Source organism: Thiosulfatimonas sediminis, assembly GCF_011398355.1.
Classification (GTDB): domain Bacteria; phylum Pseudomonadota; class Gammaproteobacteria; order Thiomicrospirales; family Thiomicrospiraceae; genus Thiomicrorhabdus; species Thiomicrorhabdus sediminis_A.
Map to the genome: position 1 here is coordinate 1,022,856 of NZ_AP021889.1, position 25,749 is coordinate 1,048,604.

Sequence of the window (25,749 nt, forward strand, 5' to 3'; positions counted from 1 at the left end):
TCGACTATGAGTGGTGCGCAGATTTATCAGCAAGTACAAAAGCAGAATCAGTCTCCGATGAAAGCGTTGGAAGACTATCTGCCTTTGGTCAAGCGCATTGCTTATCATCTAAAAGGGCGTTTGCCAGCCAGTGTGCAAGTTGACGATCTGATTCAGTCGGGTATTATCGGGCTGATTGAAGCGATGCAAAAGTACAACAACAGCCACGGAGCGAGTTTTGAAACCTATGCCGGGATTCGGATTCGTGGTGCAATGCTGGATGAAATTCGTAAAGGCGATTGGACTCCGCGTTCAGTGCATCGCAAATCACGAGAAATCAGTGAAGCGATTCACCAAGTGGAGATTCGCACTGGTCGGGAAGCCCATGATGCGGAAGTCGCTGCTGAGTTGGGGATTGATTTAGCGGAGTATCACCGACTGCTTAATGATACAAATTCCGCACAATTGTTATCGATTGACCAGCCTGACCATGACGATTTGGCTGAAGAGCGTATGGTTGGCAGTGGGCAAACACCGTTGCAAGCCTTGCATGACAGTGATTTTGCACAGGCCTTAGCGGCTGAAATTGAGCGTCTACCAGAAAAAGAAAAATTAGTGATGGCGCTTTATTATGATGAAGAATTAAATCTTAAAGAGATTGGCCAAGTGTTGGATGTCAGTGAATCGCGCGTCAGTCAGATTCATTCGCAAGCGGTCAAGCGGATTCGTGCAAGAATGGATGCTTGGCTGTAAGTTGGCAAAGAAATTATCTAAAATACAGAATTATCTAAATTTAAATAGTAAGGAATACAGATGCAAATTAATCGAGATATGAATATTTTGGTGGTTGATGATTTTTCAACTATGCGCCGTATCGTAAAAAATTTGCTCAAAGAACTCGGTTTTAGCAAGTTTGATGAAGCGGATGATGGCGCGGTTGCTTGGCCGATGATTCAAAGTGGTAAATACGATTTTATCGTTAGCGATTGGAATATGCCGCAAATGACGGGAATCGATTTATTGCGTCATGTGCGCGCTGATGCCAAACTTAAAAACACCCCTTTTTTGTTGATTACCGCTGAAGCCAAGCGTTCACAGATTTTGGAAGCGGCGCAAGCCGGCGTGGATGGGTATATTGTTAAGCCTTTTACCGCGGCAACTTTGAATGAAAAGATTGAAAAAATCTTTGAACGAGTTGCTCAGCGTCAACAAGCGTAACTTTACTTAAATTCATCGGGTTATTTTGCAAAGCCTAGACGTGGATAGCGTCTGGGCTTTTGTTATTATAAGGCGATGTTTTTGGCGGCAAATTTCGTTTAGTTGGTTGCTAAACACCGCGTTTTTAACAAGGAGCAGAGTCTTATGAGTCAGACCAATCAAGCGAGTTTAGCGATGCAATTAGAGTTGGCCAATCAACTTGTGGCAGCCTTACAAGCCAATGAGCAGAAACTGGCGCAATCGCTTACCCTGCAGCTTGCGCAAATGACGGAAAATTCTCTTTATCAACAAATCAAAGATCTTGCAGAAAACTTGCATTCAACCTTGGATGAGCTTGAGCATATGCCATTGTTGATGCAAACCAAGCATGATATTCCTGATGTCACTGAACGTTTACAATATGTTTTGGATGCGATTGAAGATGCGAGTGGTAAAACGCTGACCAGTGCGGAAAATTCCATGGCGATTATTGAACAGTTGGAAAGTTTGGCTCCCACACAAGCATCAATGCAAGGCTTGTTGCAAGAACTCAGCGGCGAGTTGAATAAGATTATGTTGGCGCAATCTTTCCAAGATTTAACCGGACAAGTGCTTAATCGTGTCATTTTAATTATTTCTTCGTTAGAACAGAGTTTATTGTCGTTGATTGAAAAGTCAGGTCATGATTTCAACTTAATCCCAGAGCGCCGTGAAAGTCAGGCAGAATTACATAAAGGCGTGGGCCCAAATGTGACCAGCAGCGGACAAAAAGACGCACTTGGCAATCAAGATGATGTGGATGACCTGCTTGCTGATTTAGGTATTTAGAGTGCCTAATTTGTCTAAGGTCGGGATTCAATATTCAGACTTAGAATCGTTTTTTTAAGGAAGGTTGGCTGTTTGGAGTCATGTCGAAATCTGCCAAAAATCCGCTTTATCGTACCGCTAAATTGCTCTCTCCCCTCGGGCAAAATTGACAAAGGCAACTTCATTGTTAGCCCTATCGCGTTAAAGACGTTATGAATTATTCGGTTCTTCTTAAGTTATTTGGCATGATTTTACCTGTCTAGTTGTGTTCAAGTCGGTTTGGCATAGTGATTGCTCAATTATCTTCAAAATAGCCAATTTAGCCGTTTATAGCCGATAAAGGTGTTTTAGGGCGGCAAATAATAGACACTCGACGGTCACTGAAATTGCCGTTGTTGAAAGTCTCAAGAGGTAATCATTGTGGATGAAGAAATTTTAAGTGACTTTCTGGTTGAAGCTTCCGAGCTGATTGATCAATTAAATGGTCAATTAGTCGACTTAGAGCAATCACCAACCGATGTGGATCTATTAAACGCGGTCTTCCGAGGTTTCCACACCGTTAAAGGCGGTGCAGGCTTTCTTGGTATTACGCCGTTGGTGCAAGTCTGTCACCGCGCTGAAAACGTATTTGACAAAATCCGTAATGGTGAGATTGCTTATGACGCGCAAGCCGCGGATGTGATTTTACGCGCCTTTGATGTCATTTCAGATTCCATTGAAGCATTAAATGCGGGTGAACGTGATCTACCGGAGAATAATCCACAACTCCTAGCAGAGTTGGATCAATTGTCTAAAGGTGCGGCGGCCGTGGCGGCAATGGACGTTGTCATCGCAGAACCGGAAGTTGCCTTGCATTTACCTGATGGCGTTGACCCTGATGGGGATATGACGGATGAAGAATTTGAAGCTTTACTGAATCAGCGCGACCAACTTGGTACGGCGGATCCTCAGACAGCGTCCAGTGTGTCGTTGCATTTACCTGATGGACTTGATCCAGATGGCGATATTACCGATGACGAGTTTGAGGCTTTATTACAGCAGCGTGATCAGTTGCAGAGTGAGGCACCATCCCAACCTATGGCCACAGGAAAAGCGGTGAAATTAACCTTGGATGCAGGATTGGATCCAGACGGTGATATGACCGATGAGGAATTTGAGGCCCTCTTAAACCAGCGCGACTTGATGTTAGTTGATGAGGAGACACCTGCACCGGCAGCTGTGGCAAAAGCTGTTGCAATACCCCGTTCAGCCCCAACGGTTGCCGCTGTAGCGAGTACCTCACCTCAAGAAGATGCAACAGCCAAGGTGGCCGCAAAAGGCAATACTGAATCGACGGTTCGTGTTGATACGCGTCGCTTAGACGAGATTATGAATCTGGTCGGAGAGCTGGTTTTGGTGCGCAATCGCTTATTGACATTGCGTGGCACGAGCGACAGTTCTGAAGCAATTTCTAACGCTGTTGGTAATTTGGATCATGTCACGACGGATTTGCAGGCATCGGTGATGAAGACACGGATGCAGCCGGTTAAGAAAGTGTTTGGCCGTTTTCCACGCGTGGTACGTGATTTAGCGCGCAAATTGAATAAGAAAATCGAATTAGAGATGCAAGGGGAAGAGACCGATTTAGATAAAAATCTTGTTGAAGCACTTGCCGATCCTTTAGTGCATTTGGTGCGTAATTCGGTGGACCACGGAATTGAAATGCCAGCCGATCGTCTGGCCTGTGGTAAGTCAGACACCGGTCGAGTGATTCTGGCCGCTGAGCAAGAGGGTGACCATATTCTGTTATCGATTACCGATGATGGTAAAGGAATGGATCCCGACGTTTTGCGCCGAAAAGCAGTTGAAAAAGGTTTGATGGATGAAATCGCGGCCAATTCTTTAGATGATAAATCGGCGTTTGAACTGATTTTATCCGCTGGATTCTCAACCGCTGAACAGGTGAGTGATATTTCTGGTCGTGGTGTCGGTATGGATGTGGTTAAGAATATGATCACTAAGTTGAACGGCAGCATTGATATTCATTCTGTTCTTGGGCAAGGGACACAAATCAGTATTCGCGTGCCTTTGACCTTGGCGATTTTGCCAACTTTAATGGTCTCTTTTGGCGAAGACAGTTATGCGATTCCGTTGACGAGTGTGCTGGAGATTTTTGATTATAAAACGGATAAAACGAATAAAATTGATGGTCAGCGAATGGTGCGCTTGCGAGATAAAAGTATACCGCTGTTCTTCTTAGATGAGTGGTTGGCGCCTGATTGTGTTAAAGAGAACTATAACAATGACAAGGTGGTGATTGTTTCGATTGGTAACCAGCGTGTTGGGTTTGTGGTTGATCAAGTTAATGGACAAGAAGAAGTGGTAATTAAGCCTTTGGGAACGATGCTTAAGAAACTAAGTGGATACGCAGGTGCGACCATTACAGGTAATGGCAATATTGCTCTTATTCTCGATTTACCCGGCGTAGTTCAACGTTTTCAGTAGTAGGTGATGGCAATGATGCAATTTACAAATCGACAAAGCTTAACCGGTAACTTTTCTACCGTTGGCAATATGGATGATGAAGAAGATTTTGGGCCGAGTATCCGCTGTGTTATGTTTGCTTTGGAAAACGAAATTTATGGCATTCAGGTCAGTAAAATTCGTGAGGTGCTGCGCGTTGGCAATATTCGTGCGGTGCCGGGTTCTAGTCGCCAGGTTTTAGGGGTGATTAATGTCCGTGGGGTAATTGTTACGGTGATTGATTCACGAGTGATGTTTGGCTTGGCAAGCAAACAAGTCGATGATTTGTCACGGATTATTATTGTGGAACTGGACGATGAACGCACAGTCGGTATCATGGTGGATTTTGTGATGGAAGTTAAAGACATTCCTGAGAAAAAATTTGAACCACTGTCATCGACCAAAGATAACGCCTCACGCAATATTCAAGGGATTGCACATTTTCAAGACAGTGTGATTATCTTGCTTGATGTTGACACCATGTTTTACATTCATGAGTAATTTGATTCAGCGCGTAACAATCGCCAACTCGGATAGCGTTCATCCACTTGTTGCGGCCACTAAAAAATTGCGATGTATAAAATTTGAATTTCGCTCTTTTCGCATTTTATGCGTTTAGGTAGAGTGGTTAGGCGCTTTGGGAAGTTCTTTGCCGGAAAGTTGATAAGCAAAAATAAGAACTTGCGCAACAGCTTCGTAGAGTTTGTCGGGAATTTCTTGATCGAGTTGTACTTGGCTAAGTAAAGTGACCAGTTCGTGATTCTGTTGGATAGGGATTTTGTGGGCGATGCCCTGGGCAATGATCGCTTCAGCGATCACGCCCTGACCTTTTGCTGTTACACGCGGTGCGCCTTCCCCATCATATTGGAGTGACACCGCTTGTTGTAACGGTGGCTTTGCTTCATCCATAGAGTTGGAAGCCTAAGAGAGTTGCAATGCTTGGTTTAACCCTAGTTTCTCAGCAGAGGTTTTAAGGGTTTCCGATGCGTTAAGCCAGCTGACAGATTTACCTTGCGCAATCGCATTTTGGATTAACATCAATAAGCACTGTAGGCCAGAGGTGTCAATGGTGTCAACCGCTTCACCATCTAGCAAGATATCGGTTTCTGCTTCGTTAAACTGTGCACCGAGTTGCGAAAACTGTTGTTCAATTTGATTAATAATCAAACTGTCATTTAAAGTAATGGTTGAACTCATGGGATGTCCTTGGTTCTAAGTTAAATGCGAGGCAAGGCAACTCGGTGTAGCTTCTATTTAAAGAACGCGTCCGATGACCGAAAGTAATTTTTCTGGGCTAAATGGTTTAACAATCCATCCTGTTGCACCGGCTTCTTTACCTTTGGTTTTCATATCACCAGAAGACTCTGTGGTCAGACAAAGAATTGGTGTGAATTTGTAGTTTGGCATACCGCGCAAGGCTGTGATCAACTCAATGCCATTCATGTTTGGCATGTTAATATCGGTCACAACCAAGTCAAATTGGTTCTGTTTGGCAATATCCAGTGCTTGTGCGCCGTCCTCGGCTTCGACCACATCGTGGCCCGCAGATTTTAAAGACATGCTCACCATTTGTCTCATGGATTTAGAATCATCCACTGCTAAGATTTTTGACATCCTAATCTCTCACTTTTTACTTTCAATCAAATCGGTTAATTGTCATCGTTTGTTGTTTTGAATACAAGGTCTATTCGCGGTTCATTTTCTTTTTGATATCAGACAAAATGCCGCTATTAATCAGCTGGTCAATGTGCAAAATGATGACCATCTTGTCGCCAACCGTAGCCAATCCGTTAACATATTCCGTGTTAATGGTGCCGGACATGGAAGGGGCATTTTGTAATTCTGATTTGTTGATCGCGTATACATCTGAAACACCATCAACAACCAAACCGATAATTTTAGGGTTATTGTCGCCGTTTTCAGCACGTACGATAATCACTACGGTGGAGTCGTTATAGGTAATCTCTTTAAGACCGAAGCGAACACGTAAATCAACGATTGGCACAACAGCACCACGCAAATTGATGACACCCATCACGTATTTAGGCGAGTTAGGGATGTCAGTGGTTTTCTCCCACCCCTTAATCTCTTGAACGCGAAGGATATCAACACCGTATTCTTCACCGCCAAGAACAAAACTTAACACTTGATCGTCTTCCGAGCGATTCATGTCGATTTGTTCTTGAATGGCTTTTACATTTTGTTTATCAGTTTCCATGAACAGAACTCAGTTTATTTGCTTGGTAAAGTAATAGGCTTAAATTAACTGATAAGCCAGCAAAGGTCTAGGCAAATGCTGGGCAATTTAATTGAAATTTAGGGCTGAGTTGATTTGTCACAAATTCCCCAGCATAAACCAAGCATTTTGTTTCATTTTGCAGTTGCTTTGTAACTTCTTAAATATGAATGTCAACTAGCGCAACGCGCTGGGTTTGTTTGGATTGTTGCGGCGCTTGGTTGAGGAGTTCAACCTTAAGATTTTCTATTTGCAGGGTTTGCAGTTGTTCGGTGAGTTGTGGCAAGGCCGCGAGCACCTGTGCTTGTAATGCGCTATTTTCACACCAAACACCACAAAACAGTTGTTCGGTTTGTTGTTCGGCATAACTTAATTTGCTTTTTATCTCGCCTAATTCGGTATGGACGTTAATAAAGGCTTCCCAGCGATTGTTAGGTTGCGATGAATATTTACGAAATTCTAACTGGTCTTCGACTGAGCGCTGGCTGTTGTTAGGTAAATCGAGCAGTGTGAAGGCAGGATTCTCGTATAGTTGTAATTGATTGAAGGTAATCCGGCTAATCATCTGATCGCTGAGCTTACTTGCCAGTTGTAGATTGGGATTGTTGGCCGCGGACTGTGTGTTTTGCAGGGTTTGGCTCAACTGCTTAAACTGCAATAGCTGCGCTTTTAAGTCGTTTTGTAAGCTGTTTGTGAGGTTTGTGTTGGCCGATTGCAGCAGTTTATTTTCCATAAATAGGCCGCTGTTTTCCAACTGTAACTTTAAACTTTTGCCAGATTCTAAATTGAGTGGTTTACGTAGGTTATCCAATAGGGCTATCAGCGGAGCCTGTAATGAGCTGGGTAGTTGGTTGAGCAACTGTGTAAACTGTTGTGCGCCTTGCCCTAAGGGGATTTGATTGCTCAAATGCTGGCGCAAAGCGTTGTTTAGCACTTGTTGTTGCTGTTCTAAAGGAGTGGTTTGTCGCGCAGTAATGGATAAAACCAGAGTGGGTTGGGTCTGCTTAACGGTGAGTTGTACGGGCCCAGTTGGAATGTTGCTCTCTTTGGTACTGGCGAGTAGGGTATTTTGTCCGACTTTAAGTGCGACTTGATTGTCTTTAATTTGTTGAATGTCTGCGTTGATGACCTGTCCGGTTTTTAAGTTCGCGAGCAGGTTTTTGCTCAACTCCGACGTTAGTTGACTTGGGTTAAGATTGCCGGTGATTGTTAACATTATTGAGCACGCCTTTGTACGCTTTTTGACAGAATTATTGAGCCACAAGTCGACTGTTTGATGAACTTTAGCGAGGCAGTTGTCCTCGTAGATTTCATTCGAGCATAGCATTATTTTAATAAAATCGGCAAATTTCGATTTACTCGGTTCAATAAGCCGTTCAATCTGAGAGGGCAACCCTCGAAGAGCGTGAGAGTTTTTATATTATGGAAGAGCGCGAGTTTTTATTTACGGACAAGGATTTTGTCCACATTAAACGCATAGTGTATGACTATGCTGGAATCGATTTAAACGACTCCAAAAAAAATCTGGTTTATAACCGCTTGGCGAAGCGGATTCGATTTCTTGAACAGGAAAGCTTCAAAGAGTACATCGATTATGTTGAGCAGCAAGGTGAACAAGAGTTTGTACACCTTATTAATGCGATTACCACCAATTTAACGTTTTTTTTTCGCGAAAATCATCATTTTGAGTATTTGGCTGAAACGGTGATTCCAAGTCTTGTTAAGAAAAATCAAGCCAGTCGCAAAATTCGAATCTGGTCAGCCGGTTGTTCAACAGGCGAGGAGCCTTATTCGATTGCGATTGTGCTTAAAGAGAATGTGCCTGCTGGATGGGACGCAAAAGTGATAGCCACCGATTTGGATTCAAATGTGGTCGCAACCGGGCAAGAAGGCGTTTATAAAATCGATCGTCTTAAAGGCATGAGTGATGCACGTAAAAAGCGCTGGTTTATGAAAGGGACAGGCGCGCGTGAAGGCTATGCCAAAGTTAAACCAGAACTGCAAGAATTGATTCAATTTGGTCAGCTTAATTTAATGTCCGATTGGCCAATTAAAGACAGTATCGATGTCATCTTTTGTCGTAATGTGGTGATTTATTTTGATAAGCCGACGCAATCACGGTTATTTGATCGTTATGCCAATTTATTGCAGCCGGATGGTCATTTGTTTGTTGGGCATTCCGAATCGCTGTATAACGTGTGTGACCGTTTTGAGCTGCTGGGTAAAACGATTTATCGTAAGTTGCGGTAAGCGGCAAATAAATAGTCACCATAATTAATTAAGATTAATCGCTTGGCTGTCTTGTAGATTTAAAATGAGCGACGACTTCTGTGTCTACTTAGATATGCCAAAATTGTTGGCAAAACTGAGTGCACCGTAGGCCTTAAAAGCGAATCAAATAAACTTGGATAAGGAATATCGCATGCCAATTAAAGTTTTGATTGTGGATGATTCTGAATTAGTCAGACAAATGCTCACTGAAATGCTCAAAGCCGATCCAATGATTGAAGTGGTTGGGGCGGCAGAAGATCCCTACCACGCGCGGCAAATGATTAAAGAGTTGCATCCGGATGTGCTTACTTTAGATGTGGAAATGCCAAAAATGGACGGCGTGACCTTTTTAAAAAATTTGATGCGCTTACACCCTTTGCCGGTGGTGATGATTTCGACCCTGACGGAAAAGGGGGCGGACGTGACTTTCGAAGCCATGGATTTAGGGGCGGTCGATTTTGTCACCAAACCGAAAATTGATTTGCATAACACGTTTGAAGACTATGCCTTGGAAATTCGCCGTAAAGTGAAAACCGCATCTCGAGTGAGTCGCTACCAGTTGGAACGTCAATACGCACGATATGTTGCAAACAAAGAGCATAAACCAGCGCCAGTTCAGGTTCATGTACCCTCTGTGCCGACGCAAAAACTCACTACGGATGCGGTTTTACCTAAGCGCAGTCCAACGATGATGCCCGGCGTTGCGATGCGACATAAATTGATTGCTATCGGTTCTTCTACCGGTGGAACCGAAGCGATTAAAGAGTTGTTGCTGCGCCTGCCAGAAGACACGCCACCTATTGTGATTACGCAGCATATTCCAGCCGCATTTAGTTTGCCTTTTGCTACGCGGATGAATAATCTCGCGGCTATGACGGTACATCATGCGGAAAATGGTATGGAAATCTTGCATGGTCATGTTTACATCGCCCCGGGTGATCACCATCTTTTAGTCATGCGTCAAGGTGGCAAGCTAGTTTGCCAGTTACATGACGGTCCCCCGGTGAACCGGCATAAGCCTTCGGTTGATGTAATGTTTCGTTCTGTTGAGCAAGCGGTGGGGAAAAAAGCGGTTGGCGTCATTTTGACAGGCATGGGAGCAGATGGTGCACAAGGTTTAAAAGAGCTGCGAGAAATTGGGGTGCATACCATTGCACAAGACGAGAAAACCAGCGTTGTTTGGGGAATGCCCGGCGAGTCGGTCAAGATTGGCGCGGCAGAGTTTGTGTTACCGCTTGAGAAAATTGCTCAAAAAATGTTTGATTTAGCGGTTAGTTAATGCCTTTTTAGAGGATTGATTGAGTCCAGACAGCCTTAATTTTAAGGCTGTTTTTTTATCTTGAAAACCTATTCTTCAGTGTATAAGGCATTCGCATTGACACTATTTTCGCTGATATTGAAAAAAGACGCTGGTTGAAAGAGTAATTCTTGCTTATGGCACATAACCTGCTCAAATCATTGCAAGTAATGTTTTATTGGCAGTTATTGCCGAAATTAAAAAAAGGAAAGTGTCATGCTTGAACTTGCCAGAGCCTATTGGATACCGATTGCGGTTACGTTTGTCGCCGCTATTTTGACTTTCTTTGAGATCACTTTACTCAATTTTGGTTTAGTGCTGCTGCTGTCGATCAGTTGGTTTTTGAGCGTGGCAAATATTGCCAGCCAGAGTCATGCTTCTGAGAAAAAATTGCAGCGCCGTCAAGCTTTGCAGGAAGCGACCTTAGCGAATCCATCATCAAAACCTGTTTCAAACGGAATACCGATGCTGCGTACCTCCACGGCCGATGAATCTTTGCAGGTGATTATGGATGATGTCGATAAAGTGATTGGGCACGAAGTCGAAGTGGTTCGTAGTGAACTCTTACAGGTAAAAGAGTTGGTGGCTGAAGCAATTGAAACCTTGAGTAACAGCTTTTCCGGTTTGCATTCTCAAACCCAACGAGAGTATCAGATGGTTTTGTCGCTGCTGGATAACTTAGGTGGGCAGGGCGCTAACCAGATGTCTATCCAGAAATTTTCTGCTGAAATGAAGCAGGTGTTGCAATATTTGATTGATTTGTTAATGAATGCTTCGGCGCGCAGTAAGCAGACGGTTGATAAGATTGATGATATGGTTGGACAGATTGAAGCCATTTTTAATCTGTTGGAGGACGTAAAGGGGATTGCCGACCAAACCAATTTATTGGCGCTGAATGCGGCAATTGAGGCGGCGCGTGCCGGTGAGGCTGGGCGCGGGTTTGCGGTGGTAGCGGACGAGGTTCGTAAGCTTTCGCTGAACTCCAATATTTTAAATGAACAGATTCGTAAGCAGGCCGAAAAAGCGCGCAACACGGTTGATCAAGTGCGTAATATTGTTAGCGAAACGGCAACGAAAGATATGGAGCAAGCGGTCTCCTCTCAGCAAAAAGTGGGGGTCCTGTTGGGCGACTTAAATGTTATGAACGACGGTATTTCGTCAAAACTTGGCGATGTCTCTGGGGTGATTTCAGAAATTGAGGTGAGTGTTTCTAATGCGATGCGTTCGTTGCAGTTTGAGGATATTGTGCGCCAGTTGGTTGAGCAAGTGATGAATCACCTTAATCAGTTGACCCAGTTTTCAAATGAAATTAATGTTTTTCTTCAAGAAAATCAACATAAGCCTGCGCAAAATGACGATGAATACCGTCAACGGATCGAGCAATTTCGTAAAAAAATCCACGCTAAGCGTCAAGAAATTGAAGATTCTCGGATGAGTCGTGTGAGTACTGATTCGATGGATGAAGGTGAGATTGAGCTGTTTTAAGGAGAAGTTGTTTTAAATTCAGTGTCTCTTTATTCAATCGCGCAAGCCACGTGATGAAACGCCCCTTAAAGCATCGCCTCTAAGGGGCGTTTTTTTGTTAGCGCGCTTCCATATTCCCCATGTGGGTATTCCAAAAACTGCCGAAAATTAAACTGAACAGGATGCCGGTAGCAAACACGATGTACCAATAGCGGCGCATTTTAATTTGCTGTTCGCTTTCGTCGTCTGGACGATCTTTAAAAAAGACTAGCATAAAACCGATCGCTGATAGAAAGCCACCGATATTGGCAAAGTAATGGTTGCCGCTGATAAGAGAAATGACCCCAAGGCTTAGAATCAGAGCATAGCTGGCTAAAAGAAATTTCATGAATTTTAAAACCTTTGTAATACGTTCGATAAAATTAAGTGTTTGAATTTAATGGCATTGTTGCCAATCAATAATTTTTTGAATACGAAGACTCGTATCGAGTTTGAGCGTAATATTCATTTGTGCCCTTATTGTAGTGAATTGGTTTTTATAATGGGCAGAATCTAATGCTTAACTCATCTCAATTTAGGAGGCGGTGCCGATGGTTTTTTATCATTTTGCTTTTTATGTCCCAGAATCGCACTTAGAGTCTTTAAAGGCGGCATTATTTTTGGCAGGTGCTGGCGTGCAAGGTGATTATCAAGAATGCGCATGGCAAGTCAAAGGACAGGGGCAGTTTAGGCCACAGCAGGGCAGTAATCCATATATCGGTACGCTGGGGCAGTTAAGTTACGAGTCGGAATATAAAGTTGAATTGTATGTTGCAGCAGAACATATTTGCGGAGTATTGAGGACCTTCTTTGAACAGCATCCCTACGAAGAGCCTGCTTATTATTTACTGGAAAGCCTGGATGCAAGAGCGATTTTAGCGCAGCAGCATCTCGGTGATTAATTAAGTTATTGCGCAAATTCACTTAGTAAGTATTTTTTATTATTAGGTTGTGGCAATAAATGCGATGTTATAGAAATATCTTTAAAACTTAGGGCAAGTCATTATTTTTTCATTATTCAGTATATTAGAAAATGTTGATATATGGGGCGTCTTAGATTAATATTGCCACGTTGTTTCATTACAACACTCCTCTAAAAGAGCTAAGATTGTTCCCCTTATATGGAACCCCCCGAGTAAACTGCTTGCAGATTATTCGGGGCTTTTTTTTCCGGTTTGCCCTGCCAACGCTCTAATTTAATTACCAGATAGCAAAAATAAAAAACCTCCAGCAACGAGTTGCAAGAGGTCAGTTGATCAAAGCGTGTTATGTTTTACGCTTAGTTTTCTTTGCCGAAGGAGATTAATTCAATGGTAAAGACTAAAGTGGCATTGGGTCCAATAACGTCTCCCGCTCCTTTTTTGCCATAAGCGAGTTCTGGTGGAATAACGACTTTCCATTTACTGCCCGGTTTCATCATCTTTAATACCTCGCCCCAGCCTTTAATAACGTCTGAGGTTTGTAGTTTTAAAGCGCGGCCGCGCTTGTAAGAACTGTCAAAGACTTCGCCATTAATAAATGTGCCTTCATAATGTGCATAGATACTGTCGTCATCACTTGGTGAATCCCCTTTACCCTCTTGCAATACTTGATACAAAATCCCGTTTGCTGTCGTTAAGGTCTTGTCCTGCTTAGCAAATTCGCTGCGAAATTGATCACCAGCTTGTGCATTCTCGGCAGCTTGTGCTTGACGTTCGGCTTGGCGTTTTGCCAGCATTTTCTGTTTTGCTTGCTCAATCGCGTCGCTCATTTCATCTGCGGTGAGCGCCAAAGTTTTACCTTGTAGCGCGTCATTTAATCCCATTGAAAAAGCTGGAATGTCAATGTCTAATCCTTGTTCAGAGAGATTTTTTGCAATGTCTACGCCTAGAGTGTAACTGGTTCTCTGTTCAAGGGTTTCTGGTTTGGTGTTCGCTTCGGCGTGTGCCAGTGCGCTGCAGCTTAGAGAGAATAAGCTCAGCACAAGAATCGATAAACGCATAACTTTCCTTTTAAAATTTAAAGATTGTCAAGGTACTTTTCAGCATCTAACGCGGCCATACAACCGGCACCGGCTGAGGTTATCGCTTGTTTGTAATGTTGGTCCATAACATCTCCGGCGGCAAAAACACCTTCGATTGAGGTTTGGGTTGCATTGCCTTGTAATCCACTTTGGACTTTTAAATAGCCATTGAGCATTTCCAACTGTCCATCAAATAAGCCGGTATTTGGTGTATGGCCTATAGCGATAAATACGCCAGATACATCTAAGTCTTTCGTCGTGCCGGTCTCGCGATTTTTAATGCGTAGGCCAGTTACGCCCATTTTGTCGCCCAGTACTTCTTCTAGCTCGGCGTTAAATTCAATCTTAATATTGCCGTTCTGCGCTTTTTCCATGAGGTGTTTTGCTAGAATTTTTTCTGATGAAAAGTGGTCGCGACGGTGAATGATGGTGACTTCTGCTGCAATGTTAGAAAGGTACAAGGCTTCCTCAACCGCAGTGTTGCCACCGCCGACAACGGCTACTTTTTGATTGCGATAGAAAAAACCATCACAGGTTGCACATGCTGAAACGCCTTTACCTTTAAAAGCGGTTTCGGATTCTAAGCCGAGATATTTTGCGGTGGCACCGGTGGCAATAATCAGCGCGTCGCACGTATATTCGCCAGAGTCTCCGGTTAATTTGAAAGGGCGCTGAGATAAATCGGCTTTATTAATATGGTCAAACAGAATTTCAGTACCGAAGCGTTCCGCGTGTTTTTGCATCCGCACCATTAAATCTGGACCGGTTAGCCCTTCTGGATCACCTGGCCAGTTATCCACTTCCGTGGTGGTGGTCAACTGACCGCCTTGTTGCATGCCGGTAATAATGACCGGTTCAAGGTTCGCTCGGGCAGCGTACACAGCAGCGGTATATCCTGCTGGACCCGAACCGAGAATAAGAAGCTTACAATGTTTAGCTGCCATCATTAAATCCTTTAAATTCAATCTTCTAATTAAGAAAGTTAAAATGAATAACCACATAGGACAGGGCATTGAAAAATCGTAGATAATCCGCTGGTGTCGGCCTTTAAGGCTGTTCTCTGTGGAGCAATGTGCTAGAATTTTAGCAGTTTTCATTAGGTCTGTTGTAAATTCATAAGTCGATTCTGTTACAGCCTTAAATAACCGTAAACTTAATTGACGCTGCGCCATGCTAAGACCTTAAGATGGGGTGTTTTGCGCTATTTCTAGATGGTGTCGCGTTGGATTACATTTAGATTTGCATTTGCCAATAGGACAAAATCATAAAGTGGCTTTAGATCAAACGAATCGCACGGCGATAAAAATGTCTGCAGCACGCCGTAAAAGTGCGGCCTTAAAGGCCGAAACTCACACTAAAGGCGGAAATAAAGAGACTGGCCGCGATGCTTTAGAAGAAGAGTTGAATGAAAAAAGTCAAGCAAACCAAGCAGCGGCAGATCGTATCAATCAAGTTCATACTGCGGAGTTAAGCGCTGCTTCGTTACAGCAAGATGCACAGGTTTCGCTGCTAAAAACACCGGATTCTTATGACTGGATTATCAAAGATCTTGTGCTGATTTTTTGTATTTTGTTTGCGGTTTTTCTGACGATCATTCTGGCCGGTTACGATCCTCAAGATTCTGGGTTTAACTCATCATCGTCAAGTGGCACGGTTAATAACTATGGTGGGCATACTGGCGCTTGGTTGTCGTCGCTGTTATTTACCCTTTTTGGCTTGTTTGCTTATCTTTTACCGTTGGGAATTATTCTTGCAGGATGGCTCACCTTACGCTTGCCTTTGCGGGATGATGAAGGCGAAATTGATTATTATCGTTTCTTTTTTAGTCTTTTAGGTGTCTTGTTAATGGTCAGTGCCGGTGCGGCAATGGCTCATCTGTTTGTTCATCCGCAAAGTTTTTCCGAAGCTCTGCCATTCAATCCCGGAGGGATTTGGGGGAGTTTAATCGGTGCATTTTTAGTAGATTCGATTGATTTACTCGCTACTACGCTGCTGTTGTTAGGGTTATTTGCACTATCGATAAGTCTGTTACTAAGCCATTCTTGGATGACTATTTTGGAAGTCACTGGACGATTGGTTTTAAATTTGCTTACTTGGGCGCGTTGGCGTTGGCATAAGACTATTGATAATTCCCACAAGTGCCAACGATTCATCTGCCAGTTGCGTGATGCGTTAGCGCCTTTTTACCGCGAGAAATTTAAACGTCTTGGGTTGCCGTCAGGTCCTAGTCGGCCAATCCAAGATGCAGATCAAAAAATCCTTTCTGCCGTGCCGGACGAATTGGTGAATGATCAACCATCGTTTAGCGATAGCAGTAGAGCGCCGAAGATTCTAAAAGCGGAGTCTGCTTCGCCGAGTATTTCTGACACTACTTCGGATGCGTCCATCGCGGCGGAAGAAGACAAAGACAAATCGAGTCATTCGCTGTTTGCCAAATTAAAAGAGAAGACGAGTTTTATCAGCAGTGCTTCTGCCAGTCAGGTTAAAGATAATGAGGCTCAAAGTGCCGTGTCTGATGCACCAGCGCTTGAGGCGAAAGATGATTTTGTGTTGACGCCCTATACGGAAGGGACGCCGACGCAAGCAGCGGTCAGCGATATTCAGAAGTATGCACCGCAAGTTGCAGCCACCGAAGAACCGGAAGGAGGCCAAGACCAAGCAACCACCTTTACGCCAAGCTCTTCAGTCACCGTAAAAATGCCATCTTCACAATCTTCAACCAATCTGCCAGCGCAAGATTTCAGTGCCTATTTACAAGGTGAATATCGCTTGCCATCAGTGGAACTTTTGGACCCTTATGTTCCGGATGAAGAAGGATTTAGCGAAGAAGAATTAACGGATTTATCGTTTTTGCTGGAGCAACGTCTTCAGGAGTTCGGCGTCAAGGTGACAGTTGAATCGGTTCAACCAGGGCCGGTTGTCACTCGTTTTGAAATTTTGCCGGCACCGGGTGTGAAAGTGTCGCAAATTAATAACCTGGCTAAGGATTTGGCGCGAGTGTTATCGGTTAAATCGGTTCGCGTGGTGGATGTGATTCCTGGTAAAGCGGTGGTCGGGATTGAAATTCCAAATGATAAGCGTGAAATCGTCAGTTTCCGTGACGTGCTTTCATCAGGAGAATTTATAAAGTCCAAATCGCCGTTAAGTATCGCTATCGGTAAAGATATTTCGGGTAAACCGGTGGTGGCCGATGTTGGGCGAATGCCACATTTATTGGTGGCGGGAACGACGGGTTCCGGAAAGTCGGTTGGGGTGAATAGCATGATTTTGAGTATGCTGTTTAAAAGCACGCCGCAAGAAGTTCGTCTGATTATGATTGATCCGAAAATGTTGGAATTGTCGGTTTATGATGATATTCCTCATCTACTAACCCCTGTGGTTACGGATATGAATGATGCTGCCAATGCATTGCGTTGGAGCGTGTTTGAAATGGACCGACGTTATCAATTAATGGCCAAAATGGGGGTGCGTAATATTGCCGGCTTTAATATGAAAGTCCAAAAAGCGATAGATGAAGGCAAGCCGATTATTGATCCTTTATACACGCAGCAAGCGTCTTATGGTCATAAAGTCGCTGATGCCCCGCCTACCTTAGTGCCTTTGCCGTATATCGTAGTGGTGGTGGATGAGTTTGCCGACATGATTATGGTGGTTGGTAAAGAAGTTGAGCAGTTAATTGCGCGTATCGCACAAAAAGCCCGTGCCGCCGGTATCCATTTAATTTTAGCCACTCAGCGCCCTTCGGTGAATGTGATTACCGGTTTGATAAAGGCCAATATACCGACCCGAATTTCGTTTATGGTGAACACCAAAATTGATTCGCGTACCATTCTGGATCAAGGTGGAGCGGAACAGTTATTGGGAATGGGGGATATGCTTTATATGCCGCCCGGTTCCGGCTCGCCAAAACGTGTGCATGGTGCTTTTATGACCGATGAGGAGGTGATACGTGTTGCTGAGTTTGTCAAATCGCAAGGAGAGCCGCAATATCTGGATGCGATTACCCAAGCGTTTGCCACGGACGAATCTTCCGGTGGTGCGGGCGGAAATGGCTCGAAAAGTGCCGAAGAAGATCCTTTGTATGACCAAATCGTGAATTTTGCTATTGAAAGCCGTAAGATCTCGGTATCGCTGATACAACGCCAATTCTCGATTGGGTATAATCGTTCGGCGCGTATTGTTGAAGCCATGTCCCAGTCCGGCCTCATTTCTTCATCAAAAACCTCCAATGGTCAGCGTGAAGTTTTAGTTGGCGGAGACCATTTACGCGGTCCATCGGATTAATCAAGAGAATCGATCGTTATGTTGCTAACCCTAAAAAAATCACTGCTTGTTGCCAGCGGACTTTTTTGCTTGTCGTGGAATGCTTTCGCACAGGCCAACCCGCTGCAAGATTTTGTGAATAGTCTTCATACTTTTGAGGCGAACTTTGCGCAACAAACATTGGAAGACAGTCCTTTTAGTTCGGCTAATCCGCCCAAAACCGGACACTTCCAATTATTACGACCCGGTAAGTTGGTTTGGGAATATTCCGCTAAAGATGCGCAGCGAATTGTGGTTGATGGGCAAAATTTATGGGTGTTGGATAAAGATTTGGAGCAAGTAACCGTGCGGCCAATCGCTGAAGTGCAAGCCGATATTCCATTGAGTTGGTTGCTGTATGACGAAAAAATCCAAGACAAGTTTACGATTATTTTTGCTGGCGAGCGCCAAGGAATGGTCTGGTATAACTTGACTCCTAAGGCGGCGACCTATTTTCAAAGTATTGAAGTGGGTTTGAAAGCCGGAGTGATGCAACAGGTATTGATGTATGAAGGGCCGGAAAACATCACTAAAATCAATTTTAGCCAAGTGCAGATCAATCAACCGATTGCGCCGCAAAATTTCGAATTTACATTGCCGCAAGACTTAGATGTTATCGGGCAACCGAGTGAACGGTGATTAAGTCAGCGAGAGTCTTGTTTTGAGCAGCGCCAAGCAATTATACAAACCACTTTCCGAACGTCTGCGTCCGCAGAATTTAGATGACTACGTTGGGCAAACACATCTGCTTGGTCATAACCGAGTAGTGACGCGTATGTTGGCCTCTGGAAAATTGTACTCGTTGATTTTTTGGGGGCCTCCGGGCGTGGGAAAAACCACCTTGGCGCGTTTGTTGGCTAAGCAATCTGACTTGCAGTTTATAAGCTTGTCCGCCGTATTGGATGGTGTGAAAGAGATTCGTCTTGCGGTAGAGCAGGCACAAAAACAGCGTGTGCAGTTTCAACAGGGTACTTTGTTGTTTGTGGATGAAGTGCATCGCTTTAACAAAGCACAGCAAGACGCTTTTTTGCCGTTTGTAGAAGATGGCACTTTTGTCTTTATTGGCGCTACCACGGAAAACCCTTCTTTTGAGTTGAATAACGCGCTCTTGTCGCGTGCAAAGGTTTTAGTGCTGCGCGAATTGGACGAAATCGATTTAATGCAGGTGTTGCAACGTGGTTTACAGCAGTTGGCTGCAGACTGGTCAGCTGAATCGCAATGCGATTCGGTCAGCCTAAAAATCAATGAGTCGGCGGCGCAATTATTAATCGCTTCAAGCGATGGCGATGCACGACGTTTATTGAATTTTTTGGAGCAGACAGTTGATTTTGTCGATTGGCAGTTGAGTGAAAATGGCTTGGCGGCACAAATAGAAGTCGAGCATGCCAAAGAAGTCGTTCAGGGTGGCCTGCGTCGTTTTGACAAGGGGGGAGAGGCATTTTACGACCAGATTTCTGCGCTCCATAAATCCGTGCGAGGTTCCGATCCGAATGCCGCGTTGTATTGGCTGGTGCGGATGCTTGATGGTGGCGTTGACCCTCGTTATCTGGCGCGGCGCTTGATTCGAATGGCTTCAGAAGAGATCGCCAATGCCGACCCAAAAGCATTGCAAGTTGCGATTAATGCTGCTCAATCGTATGAGCGACTTGGTTCGCCAGAAGGCGATTTAGCCCTGGCACAGGCGGCGACGTATCTCGCGGTCGCGCCGAAATCGAATGCTGTGTACACGGCCTATAAAACAGTTTTAAAAGACATTAAAGAGCATGGTTCGCATCCGGTGCCGTTGCATCTGCGTAATGCGCCAACGCAGTTAATGGCCGAATTAGACTATGGCAAGGGTTACCGTTATGCACATGACGAGCCAGACGCTTTTGCCGCTGGCGAGTGCTATTTTCCAGAAGATATGGCGCAAAAAGCTTACTATCAGCCGGTAGAAAGAGGGCTGGAAATCAAAATATCCGCTAAAATGAGGCATCTTGATAACTTGAACCAACAGGCAATTTATAAACGCCGTAAATAGGCTGTAACGGTTGTGTTTTCAGCCAAATATTCATTACTAATTCAGAGGCTTGCGGATGACTTTTTGGGGGTGGTGGGCAATTGCCGCTGGCGGCGCACTGGGCGCTGTTGCGCGTTTTGCGCTGTCGCATCAGATGTATCTGTGGTTTGGACGTGAGTTTGCCTGGGGAACGTTGGCAGTAAATGTCATAGGGTCTTTTGCAATGGGCTTGTTGGCGGTGATGTTAATTGACAAGTGGTCGCTACCGATTGAATGGCGCGCGTTTATTTTGGTTGGATTTTTAGGGGCTTTCACCACCTTTTCGACTTTCTCTTATGAAACGATGCAATATATTCAACTTGGCGAGTTTGGTAAAGCGACCGCTAATATGCTGTTGAGTTTGATTTTAACCTTGAGCGCGGTGTGGCTCGGTTTACTCAGTGGCAGACAGTTTTTAAGTGCTTAAGCCCAACGCTTAGGACAACGATTTATATTTTTAAGGATTAGGAATTAGCGAGATGTTAGATCCAAAACGTTTACGAAGTGAATTGGCAGAAGTGGCCGCACAACTGCAAACGCGTGGCTTTAAGCTAGACGTGGCGCAAATTGAGGCATTAGAGGCACAGCGTAAAGAGTGGCAGGTAAAAGCGCAAGATTTGCAGGCATTGCGCAACAGTCGTTCTAAAGAGATCGGCAAAGCCAAAGCGCAAGGGCAGGACATCGCTCCTTTGCTGGCAGAGATTGACGATTTAAAAACGCAGTTGGAAGAAGCTGAACAAAAGTCAGTCGACGTACAGGCGAATCTGGATGATATTCTTGCTGGTCTGCCAAATACACCGCATGAGTCCGTTCCGTTCGGTACTTCAGAAGACGATAATGTGGAAATTCGTAAATGGGGTACGCCGCGTGAGTTTGATTTTGCCGTTAAAGACCATGTGGATTTAGCCGAAGCGCGAGGCTGGTTTGATAATGATGCCGCTGTTAAGGTCACGTCATCGCGTTTTGCCGTGTTAAAAGGCCCTATGGCACGTCTACAGCGCGCCTTGATTCAGTTTATGTTGAACGAGCATGGCAAAGCGGGTTACGAAGAGGTCTATGTGCCGTTTATGGTTAACCAAGATTCTCTGCGTGGAACCGGTCAATTACCAAAATTTGAAGCGGATTTGTATAAAATCAGCAAAAACGATGAACATGATACCAATGACCGAGATCTGTATTTGATTCCGACAGCGGAAGTACCAGTCACGAATTTATTTCGCGATGAAATCATCGATGAAGCGAATTTGCCAATTAAATGTACTGCGCATACACCATGTTTTCGTTCAGAAGCTGGGTCTTATGGGCGCGATACGCGCGGGCTGATTCGCCAGCACCAGTTTGAGAAGGTGGAGTTGGTGCAAATAGTCCATCCGGAAAAATCGCACGAAGCCTTGGAGGAGCTGACCGGCCAAGCGGAAAGCATTTTGCAAAAACTAGGTCTTCCGTACCGAGTGGTGAATCTTTGCACTGGCGACATTGGTTTCTCGGCGACCAAAACCTACGACATTGAAGTCTGGTTGCCAGGGCAGTCAGCGTATCGTGAAATTTCTTCGTGTTCAAACTTTGAAGACTTCCAAGCGCGTCGTCTTCGCGCGCGTTTCCGTAGCGCACAAGGCAAGCCGCAATTGGTGCACACGTTAAATGGCTCTGGCTTGGCCGTCGGGCGTACATTGGTTGCCGTGCTTGAAAATTACCAGAACGAAGACGGTTCGATTACGGTGCCTGAAGCATTGCGTCCATATTTAGGCGGTATTGAAACCCTATAAAATTCACAGCTGTTTAAGTTATCAACCCGATTAAAAGCCCATTGCTTTAAGCATTGGGCTTTTTGCTTTTAACGATTGGAAAAATCAAATAACACCGCTGCTAAATTTTGCACCTGACCGTCAACGACTTCAATTCCTTCAAGTTGCAATAGCTTTGCTTTAATGGCTTTGCCGCCAAGAGCATAATCACCAATTTGCCCATTACTTTTAATGACGCGATGGCAAGGCACTATAATTGGGTATGGATTTTTGCGCATTGCCGAGCCGACCGCACGCACGGCTCGACTATTTGCCGCAGCGGCAAGAGCGGAATAGGTGGTAATCTTGCCTTTGGGTACATCCAGCAATAACTGGTAAATATGTTCCGAAAAGCTTAAGTTACTGTTTTTAAAGGTGTCTTTTGGCATGGAGTGATTATCGTCTAAAAAAGGTGAAAATTTTTAATAAATTTAACAAAATTTCCTTGCAATATCTAACGTACTCCCTATAATACGCACCAACAAAACAAGGTGGACTGGCTGAGTGGTTTAAGGCGGCGGTCTTGAAAACCGTTGTAGGTTTGTAGCCTACCTGGGGTTCGAATCCCTAGTCCACCGCCATATTTATAAATCACCCGCTTTCATGGCGGGTTTTTTTATGCCTGAAATAACGTATTTACGCCGTTTCAAGCCTTTTAGGGTGTTCACCCGTATTCAAGAGAGTTCACTAAAGCGCACGTTTTTTTGTACACTAGCTTGTACACCGATTCGATTCTGTGTACACAACCTTAGTTCTGTGTACAAATTCTGAGGGGAAAGCCCGTGCCTTTAACCGATACAGCCATTCGTAAATTCAAGCCCGAAGCCAAGCGCTACCGCAAGACTGATAGTGCAGGCCTAATTATTGAAGTAATGCCAAACGGTAATAAGGTATGGCGCTACCGTTTTCAATTTGGTGGCAAGGCCACTATCTACACCATAGGCGATTATCCGGCCATAAGCCTTGCCAAAGCCAGGCAGCTAAGAGATGAAGCCAAAGCGTTGGTTGCTCAAGGCATAAATCCAAAAGAGCATAAAGAAACCATTCAGGCCGTTAAGCAGGCTGAACTAGCCGAGCAGAAAGTGATAGCCGAGCGCATAACGTTTACCGGTCTATTCGAATTGTGGCATGAGCATAACGCCCAAGGTTGGACGTATGACTATGCCAAAGACATTCGAGAGCGCATCGAGAGTCATTTATTGCCGTTAATTGGTCATATGCCTGCCGAGGACATCAAACCTAAAGACATTATTCATGCCCTAAAGCTGATAGAAGCCAAGGGGATAATGGAAACCATGAAGCGCTCGAAGCAGTACGCTAGCCGCATATTCCGTTACGGGGTTGGGATGGGGCACTGTGAAGTTGATCCGGTTCGAGACCTGCCGACTGACATCTGCTTAAAGCAAGAGAAGGACAACTTTAGTCACATTACTGAACGTGGCCAACTCTACCAACTGTTAAATGCCTTGGACAGCTACACCGGAGATGTAAGTACCGCCACCGCGCTAAAACTTGCACCGCATGTATTCTTACGCCCAAATGAACTAGCTGGCTTACGTTGGGATGAAATAGACCTAGATAAAAATCTGATTAGTATTAGCGCCGAACGCATGAAGATGAAGCGCCCCCACATGGTGCCTTTATCCAAGCAGGCCAAGGCCTTAATCGAATCTATGCAGATATTCCAAGAACAAAGCGCGTTCGTTTTCCCAAGCCCGAGAACACCGGCCAGACCGATAAACGGCCAAAGCTTAAACGCTGGCTTGCATCGTATCGGGTTCAAAGGCAAGCAAACCGCCCACGGTTTTCGACACACAGCCAGCACGCTACTAAACGAACTCGGGTTTAACTCCGACCACATCGAAAAGCAGTTAGCCCATGAGCAGGCCAACCAGATACGAGGCGTTTATAACAAGGCTGAATACCTGCCTGAACGTAGCAAAATGATGCAGGCATGGAGCAACCACTTAGATGCACTGAAAAGTGGGGGTGAGATTATCCCGATTAACCGTAATGGCGCTAATGCGGGATAAGTAACACATCAAGAATTAAGGTTGAAGTTGTAAGCAACACAAGCGCGCCAACCGTATGCAATGCAAAAAAACCAACGGTACAAGCGGTACGGACGGTACGAGCCTTTATTCATGAGGGTTTGAGCCTGTACCGTTTTTGTTTTCAAAACGGTACGAACGGTACAGAGAGCGTAAAACGAATACTTAGTGAAATTAAATGTTGCGTTTAGATGGTGTGGTGCGTGTTAGGCTGTTTGCGGAAAGCAACGGAAAGCAACGGAAAGCAACGGAAAGCAACGGAAAGCAACGGAAAGCAACGGAAAGCAACGGAAAGCAAATATGTTATTATTTACTAAATGGTAAATACTTATCTAAGTAGAAGTTTCTCTATCCCTTTGTAAAACAATGGGTTGAGGGGGTGTGTATAAGATAATTATTTAACTTTAGTTAAATAGTTATTTAGTTTTCTTACTATCTAGGGAGTTGGAAGTGAGTGCAAGTGACAAATTAGAAATGTATCAGCCGTCTTTTGAAGATCCGGTAATGGGGGTGATTCTCGAACTTAACCACCTTAAGCGAATGCAACTAGCTGGCACAACGCATCCAATGATTTTTTTTCAGCTCAAAAATATCTTTCACCTTATGGAAAGTGTCGGATCAGCTCGTATAGAGGGGAATCGCACCACTATATCAGAGTATGTCGAGCGGAAGATTGACCCAACTACACCAGAAGAGGAACGCTTCTCTGAAATTGCTAATGTTGAAGAGGCAATGAATTTTATTGAAGAAGAGATAACTGAAGGCTCAGAGATTTCTCATTACTTCATTCGACAACTTCACCAGTTGGCAGTAGGTGGTCTGGAGCGCGAAGGTGATGCCACCCCCGGTGCATATCGAACTTGGAATGTAAGTATTCAGCAATCAGAACATGAACCACACGAACACTTCCTTGTTCCGGATTTGATGGAGGACTTGATTAGCTTTATTAACAGGCCTGATCTGGAGCAATATGATTTAATCAAGGTTGCTGCGGTGCACCACCGCTTTACTTGGATTCACCCCTTCGGGAATGGTAACGGTCGTGTCGTTAGGCTGCTTACCTATGCCATGTTGATTAAGTACGGGTTTAACGTAAAAGACGGCAAATTATTGAACCCTACGGCTGTGTTTTGTAATGACCGAGAGGTTTATTATGAGATGCTCTCTCGAGCCGATGATGGGGATTTAGCTGCTTGGGTTTACTACGTTCTTTCTGGGATTCTAGTTGAAGTCGAAAAGATTAACAGACTACTAGAACACAATATATTGCTCGAAGAGGTGCTTAAACCAACTTTACAGCACGCTCATGAAAGACGGGTTATTGATGATAGAGAATACAAAGTTTTATTGACTGCGGTACAGCTACAGCAATTTAAATCTGGAGATTTGCCGAGTAGCCTTACACCAAATCAAAGAACAATAACGATTGCCAAGTTGAAAGAGAACAACTTCATTAAACCGGTTAGAGAGGGAGGGAGAGAATACATTATCAACTTCCTTAACAATCCATTAATGCGGAGTTTAGTTATTACGCTAGAACAACAGGGCTTTATTCCTAAAACAGATTAATTTAGCAGTTTACGCACGCCACTAATTTAAGGGGCGTTTTAGTCTTTTGATATTGTGCTAACCGTATGCAATGCAAAAAAACCAACGGTACAAGCGGTACGGACGGTACGAGCCTTTATTCATGCGGGTTTGAGCCTGTACCGTTTTTGTTTTCAAAACGGTACGAACGGTACGGGGAGCGTAAAACGAATAGTTAACGTACTGGAAACCC

General features: G+C 44.4%; 25 protein-coding genes and 1 tRNA gene. 17 read left to right on the plus strand and 9 right to left on the minus strand.

The genetic code is table 11. The annotated features are described in order from the left end of the window. Nucleotides 1–6 precede the first annotated feature (6 nt). The 5 genes from HRR27_RS04695 (at nt 7) to HRR27_RS04715 (ending at nt 4,986) form a co-directional block, all read left to right on the plus strand. Nucleotides 7–732 (plus strand): RNA polymerase sigma factor FliA, encoded by a 726-nt coding sequence (locus tag HRR27_RS04695; RefSeq protein ID WP_173271382.1) that lies wholly within the window; start codon nt 7–9, stop codon nt 730–732. A gap of 60 nt (nt 733–792) precedes the next feature. Next, on the plus strand, nt 793–1,197 hold the full coding sequence (locus HRR27_RS04700) for a chemotaxis response regulator CheY (RefSeq protein WP_481924041.1): 405 nt from the start codon (nt 793–795) through the stop codon (nt 1,195–1,197). Between the two features lie 144 nt (nt 1,198–1,341). Beyond that, nucleotides 1,342–2,004, plus strand: a complete 663-nt coding sequence (locus HRR27_RS04705; RefSeq protein WP_243830885.1) for a protein phosphatase CheZ — start codon at nt 1,342–1,344, stop codon at nt 2,002–2,004. A 399-nt stretch (nt 2,005–2,403) separates the two neighbouring features. Further along, nucleotides 2,404–4,467: a chemotaxis protein CheA gene (locus tag HRR27_RS04710; RefSeq protein ID WP_173271384.1), complete on the plus strand. Its 2,064-nt coding sequence runs from the start codon at nt 2,404–2,406 to the stop codon at nt 4,465–4,467. Between the two features lie 12 nt (nt 4,468–4,479). Beyond that, complete coding sequence (locus HRR27_RS04715; protein ID WP_173271386.1) at nt 4,480–4,986, plus strand: chemotaxis protein CheW; 507 nt, start codon at nt 4,480–4,482, stop codon at nt 4,984–4,986. Between the two features lie 114 nt (nt 4,987–5,100). On the opposite strand, the gene HRR27_RS04720 is transcribed toward HRR27_RS04715, so the two are convergent. From HRR27_RS04720 to HRR27_RS04740, 5 genes are all read right to left on the minus strand, one after another. Then, nucleotides 5,101–5,394, minus strand: coding sequence for an EscU/YscU/HrcU family type III secretion system export apparatus switch protein (locus HRR27_RS04720; RefSeq protein ID WP_173271388.1), 294 nt, complete (start codon nt 5,392–5,394; stop codon nt 5,101–5,103). Nucleotides 5,395–5,406: 12 nt separating this feature from the next. Further along, nucleotides 5,407–5,682, minus strand: a complete 276-nt coding sequence (locus HRR27_RS04725) for an STAS domain-containing protein (RefSeq protein WP_173271390.1) — start codon at nt 5,680–5,682, stop codon at nt 5,407–5,409. A 57-nt stretch (nt 5,683–5,739) separates the two neighbouring features. Further along, nucleotides 5,740–6,099 (minus strand): response regulator, encoded by a 360-nt coding sequence (locus tag HRR27_RS04730; protein ID WP_173271392.1) that lies wholly within the window; start codon nt 6,097–6,099, stop codon nt 5,740–5,742. 70 nt (nt 6,100–6,169) lie between these two features. Further along, nucleotides 6,170–6,703 carry a chemotaxis protein CheW gene (locus HRR27_RS04735; RefSeq protein WP_173271394.1) on the minus strand — a complete coding sequence of 178 codons (534 nt, stop codon included), beginning with the start codon at nt 6,701–6,703 and terminating at the stop codon, nt 6,170–6,172. A gap of 178 nt (nt 6,704–6,881) precedes the next feature. Next, a complete protein-coding gene (locus HRR27_RS04740; RefSeq protein WP_173271396.1) occupies nt 6,882–7,937 on the minus strand; it encodes a hypothetical protein in 1,056 nt (351 codons plus the stop codon). A 206-nt stretch (nt 7,938–8,143) separates the two neighbouring features. On the opposite strand from HRR27_RS04740, the gene HRR27_RS04745 reads away from it, so the two are divergent. The 3 genes from HRR27_RS04745 (at nt 8,144) to HRR27_RS12915 (ending at nt 11,774) form a co-directional block, all read left to right on the plus strand. Then, the gene (locus HRR27_RS04745; protein WP_173271398.1) at nt 8,144–8,971 is read left to right on the plus strand and encodes a CheR family methyltransferase; all 828 of its coding nucleotides are present in this window, start codon (nt 8,144–8,146) and stop codon (nt 8,969–8,971) included. Between the two features lie 172 nt (nt 8,972–9,143). Beyond that, nucleotides 9,144–10,271 (plus strand): protein-glutamate methylesterase/protein-glutamine glutaminase, encoded by a 1,128-nt coding sequence (locus HRR27_RS04750; protein ID WP_173271400.1) that lies wholly within the window; start codon nt 9,144–9,146, stop codon nt 10,269–10,271. Between the two features lie 234 nt (nt 10,272–10,505). After that, nucleotides 10,506–11,774: a methyl-accepting chemotaxis protein gene (locus HRR27_RS12915; protein WP_173271402.1), complete on the plus strand. Its 1,269-nt coding sequence runs from the start codon at nt 10,506–10,508 to the stop codon at nt 11,772–11,774. Between the two features lie 97 nt (nt 11,775–11,871). Here HRR27_RS12915 and HRR27_RS04760 read toward each other — a convergent pair whose 3' ends face one another. Next, a complete protein-coding gene (locus HRR27_RS04760; RefSeq protein ID WP_173271404.1) occupies nt 11,872–12,141 on the minus strand; it encodes a hypothetical protein in 270 nt (89 codons plus the stop codon). A 202-nt stretch (nt 12,142–12,343) separates the two neighbouring features. Between HRR27_RS04760 and HRR27_RS04765 the strand changes: the two genes are divergently transcribed. Beyond that, nucleotides 12,344–12,694 (plus strand): YqfO family protein, encoded by a 351-nt coding sequence (locus HRR27_RS04765; RefSeq protein WP_173271406.1) that lies wholly within the window; start codon nt 12,344–12,346, stop codon nt 12,692–12,694. 377 nt (nt 12,695–13,071) lie between these two features. Here HRR27_RS04765 and bamJ read toward each other — a convergent pair whose 3' ends face one another. Further along, the gene (gene bamJ / locus HRR27_RS04770) at nt 13,072–13,773 is read right to left on the minus strand and encodes a BamJ family beta-barrel-assembly machinery protein (protein WP_173271408.1); all 702 of its coding nucleotides are present in this window, start codon (nt 13,771–13,773) and stop codon (nt 13,072–13,074) included. Nucleotides 13,774–13,790: 17 nt separating this feature from the next. Continuing rightward, entirely contained in the window at nt 13,791–14,738 is a 948-nt protein-coding gene (gene trxB, locus HRR27_RS04775) for a thioredoxin-disulfide reductase (RefSeq protein ID WP_173274248.1), read from the minus strand. Nucleotides 14,739–15,099: 361 nt separating this feature from the next. Here trxB and HRR27_RS12920 point away from each other — a divergent pair, with 361 nt between their 5' ends. The 5 genes from HRR27_RS12920 to serS are packed head-to-tail and all read left to right on the plus strand — an operon-like array spanning nt 15,100 to nt 21,900. Continuing rightward, nucleotides 15,100–18,078 carry a DNA translocase FtsK gene (locus HRR27_RS12920; RefSeq protein WP_173271410.1) on the plus strand — a complete coding sequence of 993 codons (2,979 nt, stop codon included), beginning with the start codon at nt 15,100–15,102 and terminating at the stop codon, nt 18,076–18,078. An 18-nt stretch (nt 18,079–18,096) separates the two neighbouring features. Further along, nucleotides 18,097–18,735 (plus strand): outer membrane lipoprotein periplasmic chaperone LolA, encoded by a 639-nt coding sequence (gene lolA / locus HRR27_RS04785; RefSeq protein ID WP_173271412.1) that lies wholly within the window; start codon nt 18,097–18,099, stop codon nt 18,733–18,735. Between the two features lie 22 nt (nt 18,736–18,757). Beyond that, nucleotides 18,758–20,116, plus strand: a complete 1,359-nt coding sequence (locus tag HRR27_RS04790; RefSeq protein ID WP_173271414.1) for a replication-associated recombination protein A — start codon at nt 18,758–18,760, stop codon at nt 20,114–20,116. A gap of 55 nt (nt 20,117–20,171) precedes the next feature. Next, nucleotides 20,172–20,561, plus strand: coding sequence for a fluoride efflux transporter CrcB (crcB, locus tag HRR27_RS04795; protein WP_173271416.1), 390 nt, complete (start codon nt 20,172–20,174; stop codon nt 20,559–20,561). Nucleotides 20,562–20,613: 52 nt separating this feature from the next. Continuing rightward, complete coding sequence (gene serS / locus HRR27_RS04800) at nt 20,614–21,900, plus strand: serine--tRNA ligase (protein WP_173271418.1); 1,287 nt, start codon at nt 20,614–20,616, stop codon at nt 21,898–21,900. Nucleotides 21,901–21,968: 68 nt separating this feature from the next. On the opposite strand, the gene HRR27_RS04805 is transcribed toward serS, so the two are convergent. Next, nucleotides 21,969–22,307: an MGMT family protein gene (locus HRR27_RS04805; protein WP_173271420.1), complete on the minus strand. Its 339-nt coding sequence runs from the start codon at nt 22,305–22,307 to the stop codon at nt 21,969–21,971. Between the two features lie 101 nt (nt 22,308–22,408). Between HRR27_RS04805 and HRR27_RS04810 the strand changes: the two genes are divergently transcribed. The 3 genes from HRR27_RS04810 to HRR27_RS04820 all read left to right on the plus strand — a co-directional run bounded on the left by HRR27_RS04810 (nt 22,409) and on the right by HRR27_RS04820 (nt 25,538). Then, a tRNA-Ser gene (locus HRR27_RS04810) sits at nt 22,409–22,499 on the plus strand. 201 nt (nt 22,500–22,700) lie between these two features. Then, on the plus strand, nt 22,701–23,951 hold the full coding sequence (locus HRR27_RS04815; RefSeq protein WP_173271422.1) for a tyrosine-type recombinase/integrase: 1,251 nt from the start codon (nt 22,701–22,703) through the stop codon (nt 23,949–23,951). A gap of 468 nt (nt 23,952–24,419) precedes the next feature. Next, nucleotides 24,420–25,538: a Fic family protein gene (locus HRR27_RS04820; protein ID WP_197905435.1), complete on the plus strand. Its 1,119-nt coding sequence runs from the start codon at nt 24,420–24,422 to the stop codon at nt 25,536–25,538. Nucleotides 25,539–25,749 lie beyond the last annotated feature (211 nt).

What these genes read in the sequence shown, in the direction of transcription:
- serS (WP_173271418.1), top strand. Translation starts at nt 20,614, where the DNA reads ATGTTAGATCCAAAACGTTTACGAAGTGAATTGGCAGAAGTGGCCGCA.
- HRR27_RS04695 (WP_173271382.1), top strand. Translation starts at nt 7, where the DNA reads ATGAGTGGTGCGCAGATTTATCAGCAAGTACAAAAGCAGAATCAGTCT.
- HRR27_RS04730 (WP_173271392.1), bottom strand. Translation starts at nt 6,099, where the DNA reads ATGTCAAAAATCTTAGCAGTGGATGATTCTAAATCCATGAGACAAATG.
- HRR27_RS04745 (WP_173271398.1), top strand. Translation starts at nt 8,144, where the DNA reads ATGGAAGAGCGCGAGTTTTTATTTACGGACAAGGATTTTGTCCACATT.
- HRR27_RS04700 (WP_481924041.1), top strand. Translation starts at nt 793, where the DNA reads ATGCAAATTAATCGAGATATGAATATTTTGGTGGTTGATGATTTTTCA.
- trxB (WP_173274248.1), bottom strand. Translation starts at nt 14,738, where the DNA reads ATGGCAGCTAAACATTGTAAGCTTCTTATTCTCGGTTCGGGTCCAGCA.
- bamJ (WP_173271408.1), bottom strand. Translation starts at nt 13,773, where the DNA reads ATGCGTTTATCGATTCTTGTGCTGAGCTTATTCTCTCTAAGCTGCAGC.
- HRR27_RS04765 (WP_173271406.1), top strand. Translation starts at nt 12,344, where the DNA reads ATGGTTTTTTATCATTTTGCTTTTTATGTCCCAGAATCGCACTTAGAG.
- HRR27_RS04760 (WP_173271404.1), bottom strand. Translation starts at nt 12,141, where the DNA reads ATGAAATTTCTTTTAGCCAGCTATGCTCTGATTCTAAGCCTTGGGGTC.
- HRR27_RS04735 (WP_173271394.1), bottom strand. Translation starts at nt 6,703, where the DNA reads ATGGAAACTGATAAACAAAATGTAAAAGCCATTCAAGAACAAATCGAC.
- crcB (WP_173271416.1), top strand. Translation starts at nt 20,172, where the DNA reads ATGACTTTTTGGGGGTGGTGGGCAATTGCCGCTGGCGGCGCACTGGGC.
- HRR27_RS04715 (WP_173271386.1), top strand. Translation starts at nt 4,480, where the DNA reads ATGATGCAATTTACAAATCGACAAAGCTTAACCGGTAACTTTTCTACC.
- HRR27_RS04705 (WP_243830885.1), top strand. Translation starts at nt 1,342, where the DNA reads ATGAGTCAGACCAATCAAGCGAGTTTAGCGATGCAATTAGAGTTGGCC.
- HRR27_RS04725 (WP_173271390.1), bottom strand. Translation starts at nt 5,682, where the DNA reads ATGAGTTCAACCATTACTTTAAATGACAGTTTGATTATTAATCAAATT.
- HRR27_RS04720 (WP_173271388.1), bottom strand. Translation starts at nt 5,394, where the DNA reads ATGGATGAAGCAAAGCCACCGTTACAACAAGCGGTGTCACTCCAATAT.
- HRR27_RS12915 (WP_173271402.1), top strand. Translation starts at nt 10,506, where the DNA reads ATGCTTGAACTTGCCAGAGCCTATTGGATACCGATTGCGGTTACGTTT.
- HRR27_RS04805 (WP_173271420.1), bottom strand. Translation starts at nt 22,307, where the DNA reads ATGCCAAAAGACACCTTTAAAAACAGTAACTTAAGCTTTTCGGAACAT.
- HRR27_RS12920 (WP_173271410.1), top strand. Translation starts at nt 15,100, where the DNA reads ATGTCTGCAGCACGCCGTAAAAGTGCGGCCTTAAAGGCCGAAACTCAC.
- HRR27_RS04750 (WP_173271400.1), top strand. Translation starts at nt 9,144, where the DNA reads ATGCCAATTAAAGTTTTGATTGTGGATGATTCTGAATTAGTCAGACAA.
- lolA (WP_173271412.1), top strand. Translation starts at nt 18,097, where the DNA reads ATGTTGCTAACCCTAAAAAAATCACTGCTTGTTGCCAGCGGACTTTTT.
- HRR27_RS04740 (WP_173271396.1), bottom strand. Translation starts at nt 7,937, where the DNA reads ATGTTAACAATCACCGGCAATCTTAACCCAAGTCAACTAACGTCGGAG.